Here is a 16,826-nt window from a genome sequence, read left to right as displayed (position 1 = left end):
CTCAGGCCGGGTCTGGGCCGGCCACGCACGGCGAGGCGCCCTCGCGCTTGGCGCGGTAGAGCGCCTCGTCGCTCTTCCTGATGAGGGCGTCGATGGGCAGCGCTGGGTCGTCGGTGGCGGCTATGCCGGCGCTCGCCGTGACCGCCCAGGCGTTCCCGTCTGCCGCGGACTCGTGCGCGAGCTCCGCGAGCAGCGCGCGCACGGTCGCCTCCGTCCGCTCGGTCGACCGCTCTCCCATGAGCGCTACCACGAACTCGTCGCCGCCCCAGCGCACCACGAACCCGTCGGGAAACGCCTCCCGCAGCATCTTCGCCGTCATGCCGAGTGCCGCGTCGCCGGCCGCATGGCCGTAGCGGTCGTTGATGTTCTTGAAATCGTCCAGGTCGAACGTGATGAGCGTGACCGGCTGGTTGCCGCGATGCTCCTCCACGTGCTCGTAGAAGTAGCGCCGGTTGTACAGCCCGGTCAGGTAGTCGGTGCGTGCGGCGGCTATCACGCGCTGCTCGAGTTTCCGCTCGTTCGTCACGTCGCGGTAGATGCGCAGCACCCCTGTCGCGTTGCCGAACACGTCGAGGATGGCGCGCTCGTTGACCTCGAACGTCTTCGACTCCCCGCGGATGGATGCCGTGAAGAAGGACGAATCCTCGAAATCGTTCGCGTCCACCACGGCATCGCCCAGCACGATGCGCCGCCAGCGGTCGAAGTTGCCGCCTACCACGCGCTCGCGTCTTACGTCGAAATAGTCCTCGGCGCGCTCGTTGATGTTGACGATGGCGCCCTCGTTGTCGAGCACCACGACGGCGTAGGGCATCGAGTCGATGAATATCTCCAGCTCGGTCCTGATGTTTCCCAGGTCCGTCACATCGTGGGCCACGCCGACGGTGCCCATGACGGAGCCGTCGTAGTCTATGAGCGGCGTCTTGTACGTCTTGAACTGGCGCATGCCGCCTCTCGTCTTCACCTGCTCGTCGAACAGGAGCGTCGTGTTCGAGCGCATGGTCTCCTCCTCGGATTCCAGGCACACGAACTCGCCCTGCGCGTACTCGTCGGGCGTGATGTCCCATATATAGTAGTGTCCTCGGCCTTCCACCTGGTCCTTCGTCTTGCCCACCGTCTCGCAGAACGCGTCGTTCACCTTGAGGTGGGCGCCGTGCGCGTCCTTGAACCACACGAGCTCGGGGATGGAGTCGATGGCGGTGTCGAGGTACTGCTGCGCGAGGGCCAGGTCGGCGTCGCGCTTCGCCGACCGTTGCAGCCGGGCGAGCTCGAATGCGGCCCGCGTCCCGTCGAGCGGGCCCGTCCACAGCGCGTCGATCACCCGGTAGTCCTCCGGCGTCCAGCGCGCCGCCTCGGCGGCGTCGGCTACGACCGCCACGGCGCTGTAGAACGTGTCGAGCCGCTCGCGCCGTCTCGCCGCGAGGTCCGCAAGGCAGCGCGACGGCCGGGCCCCGCCCGGCGAGCCGGCGAAGAGCCGCAGGTCGACGACCGCGATGTCGCAGCTGCAGAATGCCTCGCCGTCCACAGTGGGGAAGGCCTCGACTGCATGCTCGAACCGATCGAGGGGCGCCGCGCGGCGCAGGGCCTCCTCCACGGGCGGCTCGATGCCGAACAGGTTGATGCGCAGCGTCTTGCGGTACATGGCAGGACCTTTCTACGGTTGGTTGACAGTGTACCCCCTTTCGCCGCCTCGTGGGGGCGGGAAGGGTGCCGGTGGCCGTTGCGAACTTGAGGCTGTTCCCCCGGGGTGCATTCGTCTACACTAGGGTGCCGGTGCCCGCCGGCACCGTTGAGGAGAAACCCCGAGGAAAGTGATCCATGGAATACAGAACGCTGCAGCTTGCCGACAAAGACGCCGTCGATCAGGTGCTTGCCCCGCTCGGGCGCAACGACTCCGCGCTCGGGTTCGCCAACCTGTACTCGCTTACGGAGAAGTACGGCACGGAGGTTCGCCTCGAGGGGCGCGCGCTGCACGTGCGCCAGACCCGCCGGCTTCCGGGGGCCGTGGCATACTACCCGCCGCTCGGCGGGAAGGACGTCGTCGCCGATGCCGGCCGCCTGCTGGAGGAGGCGGCCCGGACGGGGGAGCGGCCCGTGCTCGTGGGCGTGACCCCCTCGCAGCGCCAGCGCCTCGAAAAGGCTCTGCCCGGCATGTTCGCATTTTCCACCGACCGCGCCTTCGCCGACTACCTCTACCGCACTCGGGACATCGCCGCCTACGCGGGTCCGGCGCTCGCGAAGAAGCGCCGCGAGACGAACAAGTTCTTCCAGCTCTACGGCGATGAGGTGTCCTTCGAGCCCATTGTCCCCGCCTGCCTCGATGAGCTGCGCGCGTTCCAGCAGGCCTGGCACGACGGGAGCCGCCGCCGCGGCACCGAGGAGCACCCCCTGGAGTTGGAACACCGCAAGATCGCGCTCGACCTGGACCATTTCGAGGCCTTGGGCCTGGAGGGCATCCTGCTGCGCATCGCCGGCGACGTGCAGGGCTACGCCTACGGGTCCCTCCTGCCTGGCGGCGCCTTCGACGTCATGGTGCTCAAGGGCAACCTGGACTTCCGCTATATCTGGCGCGCCCTCCTGCGCGAACTGGCCCGCACCGTGGCCCCCCGCGCCGAGTACCTCAACCTTGAGGAGGACCTGGGCCTTCCCGGCCTGCGCGAGAACAAGCTGAGCTACCAGCCCTGCGAATTGCTGGAGCGCTACCAGGCAACTCTGGCGGGCGAGGCGGCGCAGTGCTCCGGGTAGGCTGCGTCCTGCCGATTTCGCGGTGCGCCGCGCGGGTCGTATTCCGCTTCAAGCCGCATCCTGCTTGATCTCGCCATCGCACGGGGCGCCCATCGGAAAAGGCGGAACGTGCAGTCGCGAGCGCATGTCGGCCCAGAGGCCGTCAAGCGTCAAAAACGGACCGGTTTGGCAATCGACCGCAGCGTGCTCCTCTGGCTTGCAGCGCGCGTCTGCTACCTGAACTGGTGAAACTGCAAAAGGTTTGAAAAACGTCTGCGGCTTGCAAGCGAAATGACAGGGTCGAGATTGCCAAACCGTCCATATTTTGACAGAACCCGCCGAAAAAGAGGACACCTCGTGCAGAAGCTCCCGCACAGCGCGGAGACACCCCCGCCGGCCGGCTGCATGCGAGCGGAAACGCCCCCCGTCAGCCGGCCGCATGTGCACAGACACCTCGTGCAGAAGCCCCGCACAACGGCAGAGACGCCTTGCCGGCCGGCCACATACGCGCAGAGACCCTCATCATTGAATCGCCGGCCGATTGCTCACGTGCAGGGGGACCGCCCCGACGCATGCGGTCACCCCCCCCCCCGAGTCCTCCCGATGCGCCGCTCGCCCCTCCCCGCATGCACCCGAGCTCTCGACCTTCCGCTCGGCGGGCGTTCGCAGTGTGCCGAAACCCTTCGCGCCACCAAAAAGTTTCCTCGCCATTTCCCCAGCTAAACCCGTGAAACTACAGCAAATCACCACAGTTCGTAAAAATTTTCCTTGACACCTCTTGACAACCGAAGTATTTTTAGAAATTGCGACTTTTCGCAGTTTCACGGATTTTCTTGAAGGAGGAAAAGCCTCGTGGCCCAAGCAAAAAACAGCGCTCCCACCAGCCTTTACAGGAACCGCCGCAGCTTCGCCAAGATTCCGGACGTCATGGACGTCCCCAACCTCATAGCCATCCAGACCGACAGCTTCGAGTTTTTCAAGGGCGAGGGCCTCGCGCAGGCCTTCCACGACATCAGCCCCATCGAGAACTCGACGAAGGACATGTGCGTCGAGTTCGGCAAGCACGAGTTCGGCGAGCCTAAGTACACGGTGGACGAGTGCAAGGAGAAGGACGTCTCCTACCAGGCGCCGCTGTTCGTGGAGATCCGCTTCATCAATCGCGAGACGGGCGAGATCAAGGAGCAGGACGTGTTCATGGGCGACTTCCCGCTCATGACGCCGCGCGGCACCTTCATCATCAACGGCACCGAGCGCGTCGTGGTGTCCCAGCTCGTGCGCTCCCCGGGCGTCTACTTCGCCGCCGAGCGCGACAAGACGTCCGACAAGACCATCTACAACGCGAAGGTCATCCCGAGCCGCGGTGCGTGGCTCGAGTTCGAGACCGACAAGCGCGACATCCTGTCCGTGCGCATCGACCGCAAGCGCAAGCAGCCGGCCACGCTGCTCGTGCGCGCCCTCGGCCTGGCCGAGACGCGCGAGGAGATCATCGAGCTCCTCGGCTCCGACGAGATGGTGCTGCGCACGCTCGACCGCGACCCGGCCACCACGAAGGAGGAGTCGCTCATCGAGCTGTACAAGCGCTTCCGTCCCGGCGAGCCGCCCACCATCGACTCCGCCCGCACACTCCTCGAGGGCCTGTTCTTCAACCCGCAGCGCTACGACCTGGCGAAGGTCGGCCGCTACAAGATCAACAAGAAGCTGGGCTTCGACCCGGACTACGAGGCCTCCACGCTCACCGACGACGACATCGTGCGCACGATGCAGTACATCGTGGGCCTGCACGCCGGCGCCGAGGACTTCCAGACCGACGACATCGACCACTTCGGCAACCGCCGCATCCGCACGGTGGGCGAGCTCATCCAGAACCAGTTCCGCATCGGCCTGTCCCGCATGGAGCGCGTCGTGCGCGAGCGCATGAGCATGCAGGAGCCCGACGAGATCACGCCGCAGAGCCTCGTGAACATCCGCCCCATCGTGGCGGCCATCAAGGAGTTCTTCGGCTCCTCGCAGCTGTCCCAGTTCATGGACCAGACGAACCCCGCCGCCGGCATCACGCACAAGCGCCGCCTGTCGGCCCTCGGACCGGGCGGCCTGTCCCGCGAGCGCGCCGGCTTCGAGGTGCGCGACGTCCACACGTCCCACTACGGCCGCATGTGCCCCATCGAGACGCCTGAAGGCCCGAACATCGGCCTCATCGGCTCGCTGGCAACCTACGCCCGCATCAACCCCTACGGCTTCATCGAGACGCCGTACCGCCGCGTCGTGGACGGCAAGGTCACCGACGACGTGGACTACCTCACGGCCGACGAGGAGGAGAACTACGTCATCGCCCAGGCGAACGACCTGTTCGACCCCGAGACGCGCCAGTTCGGCACGTTCGACGAGAACGGCGAGTTCCATGTGGCTGCCCGCGTGCTCTGCCGCACGAAGGACGCCAACGGCGTGTTCGGCGAGCCCGACGAGCTGCCGCCCAGCCAGGTGAACTACATGGACGTGTCCCCGCGCCAGATGGTGTCGGTGGCTACCTCGCTCATCCCGTTCCTCGAGCACGACGACGCGAACCGCGCCCTCATGGGCTCGAACATGCAGCGCCAGGCCGTGCCGCTGCTGCGCCCGAACGCGCCGCTCGTGGGCACCGGCATCGAGCACCGCATCGCGGTGGACTCCGGCGAGATCCTCGTCGCCCAGAACCCGGGCGTCGTGGACTACGTGGACGGCCAGACCATCATCATCCTGAACGACGACGGCGAGTACGACGAGTACCTCGTGCCGAAGTTCCAGCGCTCCAACCAGTCGGGCTGCATCAACCACCGCCCGATCGTGCGCAAGGGCGACGAGGTGCAGAAGGGCGACGTGCTGGCCGACGGCCCCAGCTGCGACGGCGGCGAGCTCGCGCTCGGCCAGAACCTCATGGTGGCCTACATGCCGTGGGAAGGCTACAACTACGAGGACGCCATCATCGTGTCCGAGCGCGTGGTGTCCGAGGACCTGCTCACGTCCATCCACATCTCAGAGTACGAGATCGACGCGCGCGACACGAAGCTCGGCCCCGAGGAGATCACCCGCGAGATCCCGAACATCTCCGACGACATGATCTCCGACCTGGACGCCGACGGCATCATCCGCGTGGGCGCCGAGGTGTTCCCGGGCGACGTGCTGGTGGGCAAGGTCACGCCGAAGGGCGAGACGGAGCTCACGGCCGAGGAGCGCCTGCTGCGCGCCATCTTCGGCGAGAAGGCCCGCGAGGTGCGCGACACGTCCCTCAAGGTGCCCCACGGCTCCGGCGGCCGCGTCATCGGCATGGCGCGCTTCAGCCGCGCGGCCGGCGACGAGCTGGCCCCCGGCGTGAACGAGCTCGTGCGCATCTACGTGGCGCAGAAGCGCAAGGTGCAGCAGGGCGACAAGCTGTCCGGCCGTCACGGCAACAAGGGCGTCATCTCGCGCGTGCTGCCGCTGGAGGACATGCCCTACCTCGCCGACGGCACCCCCATCGACGTCATCCTGAACCCGCTCGGCGTTCCCTCCCGTATGAACGTGGGCCAGCTGCTGGAGAACCACCTGGGCTGGGCCGCGAAGTGGGGCTGGGACGACGCGGAGGAGACGGACGCCGTGGTCGAGGGCCCCATGCACGTGGCCACGCCCGTGTTCGACGGCGCCACGGAGCGCGAGATCTCCGATGCCATCGAGAAGGCGAACCGCAACCTCATCAACATCAACCACGCCAAGTACGGCGACAAGGCGCGCGACGAGTTCGTGCCGCAGCTGTCCCGCACCGGCAAGACGTGGCTCTACGACGGCCGCACGGGCGAGAAGTTCCGCGAGCCCATCACGGTCGGCCAGAGCTACATCCTGAAGCTCGGCCACATGGTCGACGACAAGATCCACGCCCGCTCCACCGGCCCCTACAGCCTGATCACCCAGCAGCCGCTGGGCGGCAAGGCGCAGTTCGGCGGCCAGCGCTTCGGCGAGATGGAAGTGTGGGCGCTCTACGCCTACGGCGCGTCCAACGTGCTGCAGGAGATTCTCACCGTGAAGTCCGACGACACCGCCGGCCGCGTCAAGTCCTACGAGTCCATCGTCAAGGGCGAGAACATCCCGGCCGCCGAGGTGCCCGAGTCCTTCAAGGTGCTGGTGAAGGAAATGAAGTCCCTGTGCCTGAACGTGGAGCTCGAGGGCCACGACCACCAGACCATCGACGTGACGGTGGAGTCCGAGGGGCAGGAAGACGGAGACCGCGCGCTGTTCGAGGCCATCGCGGCCGACGCGCGCAAGACCGAGGAAGATGCGGCGAACGCTCTCGACGACATCGCCGCCGAACTGGGAGAGCTCATGGGAGACATCTCTGACGATAATGGAACGAACGACCTCATCGGGGATGGGGAGGAGCGATAGATGACGACGGAATTCGACGTTACCAATTTCGACGCCCTGCGTATTTCGCTTGCCAACGCCGAGGACGTGCGCGGCTGGTCGCGCGGCGAGGTGAAGAAGCCCGAGACCATCAACTACCGCACGCTCAAGCCCGAGAAGGACGGCCTGTTCTGCGAGAAGATCTTCGGCCCCACGAAGGACTGGGAGTGCGCCTGCGGCAAGTACAAGCGCGTGCGCTTCAAGGGCATCGTGTGCGAGCGCTGCGGCGTGGAGGTCACGCGCAGCAAGGTGCGCCGCGAGCGCATGGGCCACATCGAGCTGGCCGCGCCGGTGAGCCATATCTGGTACTTCAAGGGCTCGCCCTCGCGCCTGGGCTACCTGCTGGACATCCCGCCGAAAGAGCTGGAGAAGGTGCTGTACTTCGCCTCCTCCATCGTGACCTCGGTTGACAAGGAGGCCCGCGAGGAGGACGCCGACGAGCTGCGCGACGAGCTGGCCGCCGACCTCGAGGAGCTGGACGCCGAGCGCGACCGCCTCATCGAGGCCACGCGCAAGCTGTCCACGAGCTACGTGCCCGAGGACGACGACTTCGTGGACGAGGTCGACGAGGACGAGCGCCTGACGCCCGAGGAGGTCGACGAGGAGATCGCCGACATCTACGAGGAGTTCAACGAGCGCAAGGCCCTGCGCCAGGACGCGTTCGACGCCTTCATGAAGATCGAGCCGAAGCAGCTCGTGCCCGACGAGGCCCTGTACCGCGAGATGCGCCTGAACTACCGCGACTACTTCACGGGCGGCATGGGCGCCGAGTCCGTGCGCGATCTGCTGGACGCCATGGACCTGGCCGCCGTGGCCGAGGAGTTGCGCGAGACCATCGCCAACGGCAAGGGACAGAAGCGCGCCAAGGCCATCAAGCGCCTCAAGGTGGTCGACGCGTTCCTGAAGTCCACGAACAAGCCCACGGACATGATCCTGGACGTCATCCCGGTCATCCCGCCCGACCTGCGCCCCATGGTGCAGCTGGACGGCGGCCGCTTCGCCACGAGCGACCTCAACGACCTGTACCGCCGCGTCATCAACCGCAACAACCGCCTGAAGCGCCTGCTGGACCTGGGCGCTCCCGAGATCATCGTCAACAACGAGAAGCGCATGCTGCAGGAGGCCGTCGACAGCCTGTTCGACAACGGCCGCCGCGGCCGCCCCGTCACGGGCCCGGGCAACCGCCCGTTGAAGTCGCTCTCCGACATGCTCAAGGGCAAGCAGGGCCGCTTCCGCCAGAACCTGCTGGGCAAGCGCGTGGACTACTCCGGCCGTTCGGTCATCGTCGTGGGCCCGCAGCTGAAGCTGCACCAGTGCGGCCTGCCGAGCCAGATGGCGTTGGAGCTGTTCAAGCCCTTCGTCATGAAGCGCCTGGTGGAGCTTGAGTACGCCGCCAACATCAAGGCGGCCAAGCGCTCCGTGGACCGCGGCGCCAGCTACGTGTGGGATGTGCTCGAAGAGGTCATCACGGAACACCCCGTGCTGCTGAACCGCGCCCCCACGCTGCACCGCCTGGGCATCCAGGCCTTCGAGCCGGTGCTGGTCGAGGGCAAGGCCATCAAGCTGCACCCGCTGGTCTGCACCGCCTTCAACGCCGACTTCGACGGCGACCAGATGGCCGTGCACGTGCCGTTGGGCGCTGAGGCGCAGGCCGAGGCCCGCGTGCTTATGCTCTCCGCCAACAACATCAAGTCGCCGGCCCACGGCCGTCCGCTGACCGTGCCCACGCAGGACATGATCATCGGCCTGTACTACCTCACGGCCGCCCGCGACGGCTTCGAGGGCGAGGGCCGCGCGTTCATCGACTTCGACGACGCCATGAACGCCTACGACGCGCGAGCCGAGCTGGACCTGCAGGCCAAGATCTGGGTGCGCCTTTCCAAGGACACGCAGGTGGCCACGGCGTACAACACGTTCGAGGACCACGAGGCCGGCGAGCGCATCGAGACCACCATCGGCCGCATCACGTTCAACAACGTGCTGCCCGAGGACTACCCGTACCTCAACTACGAGATGAACAAGAAGGAGATCAGTCGTCTCGTGGAGGACGTGTGCAACCGCTACGAGCTGTCCAGCGTGCCGCCTATCCTGGACGGCCTAAAGGACGCGGGCTTCCACTACGCCACGCGCGCCGGCGTCACCGTGTCGGTGTACGACGCCACGGTGCCGCCGAACAAGGGAGAGATCCTGGCGGCCGCCGACGAGAAGGTCGCGGCCATCGACGAGGACTACGAGATGGGCCTCATGAGCCAGGAGGAGCGCCACAAGCAGGTCGTGGACATCTGGAACGCCGCCAACGAAGAGGTCGGCGAGGCCATGGCCGAGAACTTCGACAAGTTCAACCCCATCTACATGATGGCGTTCTCCGGCGCCCGAGGCAACATCAAGCAGATCCGCCAGCTGGCCGGCATGCGCGGCCTGATGTCCGACCCGAAGGGCGAGATCATCGACCGACCCATCAAGGCGAACTTCCGCGAGGGCCTGTCGGTTCTGGAGTACTTCATCTCCACGCACGGCGCCCGCAAGGGCCTCGCCGACACGGCGCTGCGTACCGCCGACTCGGGCTACCTGACCCGCCGCCTGGTGGACGTGGCCCAGGACGTCATCATCCGCGAGATCGACTGCGGGACGACCGACGGCGTGCCCTACCCGCTGCACAACGACAAGGGCGAGGTGGACGACAACCTCATCGGCCGCTGCCTGCTGGAGGACGCCAAGGGCGCCGACGGCACGGTAGTGCTGGCCGCGGGCGAGTACGTGGAGCGTATGGACCAGCTGCGCGCCATGGACGAGGCCGGCATCGACACGGTGGTCATCCGCACGGTCATGACCTGCCATGCCGAGCACGGCGTGTGCCAGAAGTGCTATGGCTGGGACCTCGCCACGAGCCGCCCGGTGAACATCGGCACGGCGGTGGGCATCATCGCCGCCCAGTCCATCGGCGAGCCGGGCACCCAGCTCACCATGCGCACGTTCCACACCGGCGGCGTGGCCGGCGAGGATATCACGCACGGCCTGCCCCGTGTCCAGGAGCTGTTCGAGGCGCGCAAGCCCAAGGGCCTTGCGGTGCTCGCGGAGATCTCCGGCACGCTGCAGATCGCGGGCGACAAGCAGTCCAAGACCCTCACGATCCACGACCAGCAGGGCAACTTCCGCGAGTACGTGGTGAGCGCCCGCGCCCAGATGCTGCCGGGCGTGACGGACGGGTGCGAGGTACGCGTGGGCCAGCAGCTCACCAAGGGCTCGGTGAACCCGCACGACCTGCTGCGCCTCACCGACCCGAACACCACGCTGCGCTACATCGTGAGCCAGGTCCAGGGCGTGTACGTGAGCCAGGGCGTGGACATCAACGACAAGCACATCGAGGTCATCTCGCGCCAGATGCTGCGCAAGGTGGCCGTGACGGACGCCGGCGACTCCGACTACCTGCCGGGCCGCCAGGTCAACCGCTTCGAGTTCGAGGACGAGGCCAACCGCCTCATCGCCGAGGGCAAGGAGCCGCCCGTGGGCCAGCCGCTCTTGCTGGGCATCACCAAGGCGTCGCTCGCCACGGACTCGTTCCTGTCGGCGGCCTCCTTCCAGGAGACCACCAAGGTGCTCACCGACGCCGCCATCGAGGGCAAGACCGACCACCTGGCCGGCCTCAAGGAGAACGTCATCATCGGCAAGCCTATCCCGGCGGGCACGGGCCTTCCGCGCTACCGCGAGGTGGGGCTCACCTACAAGGGCCGCCCGGTTTCCGGCGTGCAGGGCGAGAACCTGCCCGACTTCGCCCCCGAGGCGCTCCGCGAGATCGAGGAGCTGCTGCCCCAGCCGCAGGACTGGTCGCTCGACGGCGACGGCTACCTCAACATGGGCACGAACTACGGCAGCTACTACAGCGGCCTGTCTCTCGGGCACCGTGGCCCTCAGCTGTCCGACGAGGACGCGCGCCTGTACATCTACGACGACCTGGGCGTATCGCAGCGCTGGGCCAACAAGTTCAGCGAGGCGGGCATCGAGACGGTGGCCGACCTCGTGGGCCACACCGAGGAGGACCTGCTGCGTATCGAGGGCATCGGCGTGAAGGCCATCGAGGAGCTGAAGGAGGGGTTGGCGGAACGTGGCCTCTCGCACGTGATCGAGGACGACCTCGCCGCCACGAGCGACGACATGTCGCAGCTCTTGGATATGGTGTTCTCGCCTGACGACACCATCCTCATCGGCGGCGACGAGCCCCCGACCTTCAACACCGAGGGCGAGGACATGCTGGGCGAGGCCCTGCCGCCCCGCTCCTACCAGCGCAACCTGGAGGAGCTGGACGCCCTGCTGGGCTCCGTGGGGTCGCTCGGCTTCGGCCTGGCCACCAAGGAGGACGAGGAATCCTCCTCCGAGGATGCCGAGGACGACGACATCGAAGAGTAGCAATCGGGGGCGCGCCAAGGCGCGCCCCCTCTTCATGCGGCGCCCTGTCAGGTTCAAGAGATCGAAAGGCACGACATGTCCGATAAAACCTACCTTCCGGCCGGCGAGGTGCCGCCCGCCTCGCAGATCGGGGCCACGCTCGAGGCGCTCGCGGCCACCATCGCAGCGCGACGCGAAGCGGGGGAGGAGAGCTACACGCACCGCCTGCTCTCCGGTCCGGCCGACGAGGTGCTGAAGAAGGTCATGGAGGAGGCGGGAGAGACGGCGCTCGCCGCCAAGGACGTGGAGTCCTGGGCCTGCTCGTCGCTCGCCGCCACGCTGGCGGTCGCCGGCGCGGACGCGGACGACGCGCTTTCCGTGGAGCTGCCGCCCGAGTACGATGCGGCGGTGGACCATCTGCGCTACGAGGCGGCCGACGTGGTGTACCACCTGCTGGTGGCGCTGGAGCGCTACGGCATCGGCCTCGACGAGTTCGCCGCCGAGCTCAACACCCGCATGACCGACGCGGAGCGCCCGCAAGGCGCCGTCTGCCTCCACGAAGAACACGTGAAAAGGGGGAAGTAACATGGCACGACTTTTCGGGACCGACGGGGTTCGCGGGGTGGCGAACACGCAGCTCACGTGCGACCTCGCCTTCAAGCTCGGCCAGGCGGCCGTGGCGTTCCAGGGCAAGACCATCCTCATCGGCAAGGACACGCGCCTTTCGGGCGACATGCTGGAATCGGCCGTGGCGGCCGGCATCATGTCGATGGGCGGCACGGCGCTGCTGGCCGGCATCATCCCGACGCCCGCCATCGCGCTGCTCGTGCGCGAGCTGCACTGCGACGGCGGCATCGTCATCTCGGCCTCGCACAACCCGCCCGAGTACAACGGCATCAAGCTGTTCGACGCCCAGGGCTTCAAGCTGCCGGATGCGGTGGAGGACGAGATCGAGTCGTTCGTGGCGAAGGGCGGTGCCGCGGCCGAGGAGCTGCCGGCCGGCGACGCCGTGGGCGTGGCCCTGCCGGTGGACGACGCCTGCGAGCTCTACATCGCGCACGCCGTGGCGACCGTGGCCGACGAGGGCATCGACCTTGCGGGCCTCAAGGTGGTGCTCGACGTGGGCCACGGCGCCTCGTGCATGACGAGCGCCGAGGCGCTGCGCCGCCTGGGCGCGCACGTCACGGTCGTTAACGAGGACTTCGACGGCACCGACATCAACGTGCAGTGCGGCTCCACCCATCTGGGCCCCGTGCGCGACCTCGTGGCCGAGATCGGCGCGGACGTGGGTATCGCCCACGACGGCGACGCGGACCGCGTCATGCTGGTGGACGCCAACGGCAACGAGATAGACGGCGACGTGGTTGAGGCCGTGTGCGCCATCGACCTCAAGGAGCGCGGGCTCCTGGCCGGCAACACCGCCGTGTCCACCGTCATGTGCAACCTGGGCCTCGCGCATGCGATGCGCGACGCGGGCATCGAGCTCGTCCAGACGAAGGTGGGCGACCGCTACGTGCTGGAGGCCATGCGCGAGGGCGGCTTCGTCCTGGGCGGCGAGCAGAGCGGCCATATGATCTTTCTCGAGCACAATTCCACGGGCGACGGCCTGGTCACGGCGCTGCAGTTCCTCGCGGCCTGCAAACGCGCCGGCAAATCCATCGCCGACGCAGCCGCCGTGATGACGCGCTTCCCGCAAACGCTCGTGAACGTGCACGTGAACGACAAGCACGCCGTGGACAACAACGCCGCCGTGGCCGCCGCCGTGCAGGCCGCCGAGGCCGAGCTGGGCGATTCCGGCCGCGTGCTGCTGCGCCCGAGCGGTACCGAGCCCGTCGTCCGCGTCATGGTGGAGGCTGCCAGCGCCGAGGAAGCCGACCGTCACGCCCACGCCATCGCCGCCGTGGTGGAGCGCGAGGTGTAGCGCTGGACGCACGACGAGCCTCGCTGTCATCGCACTGCCCGAGGGCCCCGGAAACGGGGCCCTCGCTGCAAAAAATGGAGGGGGCTTTGGAGCGGGTCCTTCTTTGCGGGAACCCCGGTTCGGAACGCTCGCCAAACGTCGTTCCCTTCCCCAGATACTTGTGATAAGCTATTATAGGATTAGGTCTAGTAGTATACGGTATCCTATGAGGGATGCAGGGTGCAACTTGCGAGGCGCGGTCGCCTCCACGGTGCCAATCGATGAGGAGGATGCACTATGAACTTTACGCGACGTAGTTTCTGCGCGCTCTCGGGCGTGGCGGCGGCTTCTGTGCTGGGTCTCGGCCTCGCCGGCTGCGGCGGCCAGGCACCCCAGGCCGAGACGAAGGCCGAGGGGCCGGCCGACGAGGCGTCCCAGGACTACCTGACCCAGGGCAAGGGCGAGCACCTCGTGTGCGGCGTTACGGGCAAGCTCATCAAGATCGCCCCCGCCATCGTGGCCGACAAGCTGGGCTACTTCGAAGAAGAGGGCTGCGACGTGGAGTTCCAGCAGATCGCGCTCAACGACGCCATGACCGCGCTCACGAGCAACCAGCTTGACATGGACCTGTTCGGCGTCGTGCCCGCCTGCACCTATGTGTCGCAGGGCGCGAAGGCCTACATCTTCGGCGGCACCATCCTCAACGGCTCGGAGATCTGCGCGCTCGACTCGTTCGACCGCGAGCTCAAGACGGCCGCGGACTACAAGGGGCTGCGCATCGGCGTGAACCGCCCCGAGACCGGCCAGATGGTGTTCAAGGAGTGGCTGCAGGACGAGGGCCTGGATATCAACGGCGGCGACGTGACGTTCACGTACTTCGACAACGACCAAGGCGGCTTCGAGGCGGTGAAGAAGGGCGAGTTCGACCTGTACATCACGAACAACGCCCAGGGCTTCGTGCAGCGCGGCAACGGCATAAAGGTGGTCGCCACCGTCAAGCAGTACGCGGGCGATTACCCGTGCTGCCGCCAGAACTGCTCCGAGCAGGCGCTTCACGAGAAGTACCTGTCGCTCGTGGACTTCGAGACGGCCCTGCTGCGCGGCTACAAGACCTACAAGCAGGAGCCCGACACGGTCATCCCGCTGCTCGTGGACTACTCCGGCCAGGAGGAGGCCTACGTGCGCGCCGCCATGTACGGCACGGACGACTACGACAACGTCATGGACCCGTCGCCCGATCCCAACAGGAACGCCGTCCTCAAGTTCTACGACACGCTGAAGAACATCGGCGAGATCGACAAGGCCACGGCGTACTCCATGGACGACTACGTGGTGACGTCGATCTGCCGCACGGCGCTCGATACGCTGCTCGAGCGGGAGCCCGACGAGCAGCTGTGGAAGAACCTCGACCAGGCGTACGCGAAGAACAACGAATAGCGGGCCTGCGGGCTATCGGGTACCATGGATGCGGGCGCTCCGGCGCCCGCATCCGGCGTTCGGAAACGGAGAAGGGGAGGGCGCGTGGGGAAGATCGACATCGAGGATGTCTCGTTCGCCTACGAGGACGTGGCGGCAGGCGGCAGGCCGACGGCCGCCGCCGCGGACGACCGCGCGCTGCGCGACGTGGCGCTCGAGGTGCCCGACGGGCAGTTCCTCTGCGTCATCGGCCACTCGGGCAGCGGCAAGACCACGCTCCTGCGGCTTGTCGCCGGCCTTAGCCGCCCGAGCGCGGGAACCGTCCGCATCGACGGCGCGCCGGTGGAGGGGCCGGGCCTCGACCGCGCCGTCGTGTTCCAGAACTACGCGCTGTTCCCCTGGATGAGCGCCCTGCGCAACGTGGAGTTCGGCGTGGAACAGGCCAACAAGGAGCTGCACCGCGGGCTGACGAAAGCCCAGGTATCCGCCGTGGCGCGCGACTACCTGGACCGCGTGGGCATGGGCGCGGCGGCCGGCAAGTACCCCTACCAGCTCTCCGGCGGCATGCGCCAGCGCGTTGCCATCGCGCGGGCGCTGGCCATGGATGCCGATATCCTGCTGTTCGACGAGCCGTTCGGTGCGCTCGACGTCAAGACGCGCTGCTCGCTGCAGAAGCTCGTCGACGCCCTGTGGCGCTCGGGCGAGCGGCGCAAGACCGTCGTGTTCGTGACGCACGACATCAACGAGGCCATCCTGCTGGCCGACCGCGTGGTGTTCATGCGACGGGGCGAGATCGTCGCGGACCGCGCCGTGGACGTGCCGCGGCCGCGCTCGTCGGCCATCTTCGCGCACGACGCCTGCGCCCGGGCCCTCAAGGACGAGCTGACCGACCTGTTCTACCTGGACGGCGAGGAGGACGAGGAAGGCGGCGCGTTCGGGGAGGCGGGCGCCGGCGTGCCCGGCGCGCTGCCGGGAAAGGCGGTGCTGCCATGAGGCGCCTGTTCGGGAAGGAGTTCGCGTTCGCCCATGTGCTGCTGGCGTCCCTCGTGCTCGTGGTGACGTGCATGCCGAACCAGCGCATGGTCACGGTGTCGTACTACCCGCTGCTCGCCGGCCTCGCCGTCATCGAGGTGCTCTACCTGCTGCGCCTGGCCGCGCTGCGCCGTCGCGGCGCGTTCTCCACGGGTCCCACCGACATCGTGGTGCTCGTATGGGCGCTGTTCATCGCGTGGGACGTGTGCGCCACGAAGCTCGACATCGCGCCCACCGTGATCGTGCCCGCGCCCGAGGCCGTGTTCAACGTGTTCTTCGCCCAGGCCGACGTCATCGGCGCCGACATCGTCTCGTCGGTCACGTTGCTGGTCATGGGGTATGTGGGAGGTCTCGCGCTCGGCGTGGTGCTGGGCATCGTCTGCGGGTGGATACCGCGGTTGCGGGCCATGTTCTTCCCGATAGCGAACGTGTTGGCGCCCATCCCGCCCACAGTGTTCGCGCCGTACCTCATCGTGCTGCTGCCCACGTTCCGCACGGCGTCGTGCTTCATCATCCTGCTGGGCGTGTTCTGGCCGCAGTTCCTCAACATGGTGGTGCGCACGTCCTCGCTCGATGCCCAGCTGCTGGACAACGCGCGCACGCTGGGGGTGCGCACTTTCACCATGATCACGCGCATTATCCTGCCCTACGTGCTCCCCGAGGTGCTCAAGGGCCTGCGCGTGTCGCTGACCACCGCGTTCCTCATGCTCACGTTCGCCGAGATGCTGGGCGCGTCGTCGGGCATCGGCTACTTCATCAGCAATGCGAACAACTACGCCAACTACACCAACGTCGTGGCGGGCATCATCGTGTGCGGCGTGGTGGTGACGGTGCTGAGCTTCGCGACGGCCTGGGTGCAGCGCCGGTTCACCACCTGGCGATAGGCAGCGGGCCGTGGCGGGCCCTGCCTGCGGCATCTTCTTAGTTGAGCGTAGGACAAGGGCCCTGCGCGTGCCGCCCGTTG

9 protein-coding genes are annotated in these 16,826 nt (G+C 67.2%); 8 read left to right on the top strand and 1 reads right to left on the bottom strand.

All coding sequences use genetic code 11. The features are described 5' to 3' along the window. Nucleotide 1: 1 nt before the first annotated feature. Nucleotides 2–1,639, bottom strand: a complete 1,638-nt coding sequence (locus tag K9U15_RS06740) for a diguanylate cyclase (RefSeq protein ID WP_096227927.1) — start codon at nucleotides 1,637–1,639, stop codon at nucleotides 2–4. A gap of 176 nt (nucleotides 1,640–1,815) precedes the next feature. Here K9U15_RS06740 and K9U15_RS06735 point away from each other — a divergent pair, with 176 nt between their 5' ends. The 8 genes from K9U15_RS06735 (at nucleotide 1,816) to K9U15_RS06700 (ending at nucleotide 16,746) form a co-directional block, all read left to right on the top strand. Beyond that, entirely contained in the window at nucleotides 1,816–2,742 is a 927-nt protein-coding gene (locus tag K9U15_RS06735; protein WP_123674705.1) for a DUF2156 domain-containing protein, read from the top strand. Between the two features lie 831 nt (nucleotides 2,743–3,573). Continuing rightward, entirely contained in the window at nucleotides 3,574–7,113 is a 3,540-nt protein-coding gene (locus K9U15_RS06730) for a DNA-directed RNA polymerase subunit beta (protein WP_087191070.1), read from the top strand. Continuing rightward, nucleotides 7,114–11,535 (top strand): DNA-directed RNA polymerase subunit beta', encoded by a 4,422-nt coding sequence (locus K9U15_RS06725; protein ID WP_096227929.1) that lies wholly within the window; start codon nucleotides 7,114–7,116, stop codon nucleotides 11,533–11,535. It abuts the gene before it with no gap. A gap of 75 nt (nucleotides 11,536–11,610) precedes the next feature. Beyond that, nucleotides 11,611–12,099: a phosphoribosyl-ATP pyrophosphatase gene (locus tag K9U15_RS06720; protein ID WP_096227930.1), complete on the top strand. Its 489-nt coding sequence runs from the start codon at nucleotides 11,611–11,613 to the stop codon at nucleotides 12,097–12,099. Between the two features lies 1 nt (nucleotide 12,100). Then, nucleotides 12,101–13,435, top strand: a complete 1,335-nt coding sequence (glmM, locus tag K9U15_RS06715) for a phosphoglucosamine mutase (RefSeq protein ID WP_301155797.1) — start codon at nucleotides 12,101–12,103, stop codon at nucleotides 13,433–13,435. 276 nt (nucleotides 13,436–13,711) lie between these two features. Continuing rightward, nucleotides 13,712–14,851 carry an ABC transporter substrate-binding protein gene (locus tag K9U15_RS06710; protein ID WP_154270518.1) on the top strand — a complete coding sequence of 380 codons (1,140 nt, stop codon included), beginning with the start codon at nucleotides 13,712–13,714 and terminating at the stop codon, nucleotides 14,849–14,851. 84 nt (nucleotides 14,852–14,935) lie between these two features. Beyond that, complete coding sequence (locus tag K9U15_RS06705) at nucleotides 14,936–15,823, top strand: ABC transporter ATP-binding protein (protein ID WP_161959463.1); 888 nt, start codon at nucleotides 14,936–14,938, stop codon at nucleotides 15,821–15,823. After that, nucleotides 15,820–16,746, top strand: a complete 927-nt coding sequence (locus K9U15_RS06700; protein WP_087191077.1) for an ABC transporter permease — start codon at nucleotides 15,820–15,822, stop codon at nucleotides 16,744–16,746. Before K9U15_RS06705 ends, K9U15_RS06700 begins: the two co-directional genes overlap by 4 nt. Nucleotides 16,747–16,826 lie beyond the last annotated feature (80 nt).

This window comes from Gordonibacter sp. RACS_AR68 (assembly GCF_030418485.1).
Taxonomy (GTDB): domain Bacteria; phylum Actinomycetota; class Coriobacteriia; order Coriobacteriales; family Eggerthellaceae; genus Gordonibacter; species Gordonibacter urolithinfaciens.
This window is presented reverse-complemented; position numbering and strand designations above follow the sequence as displayed.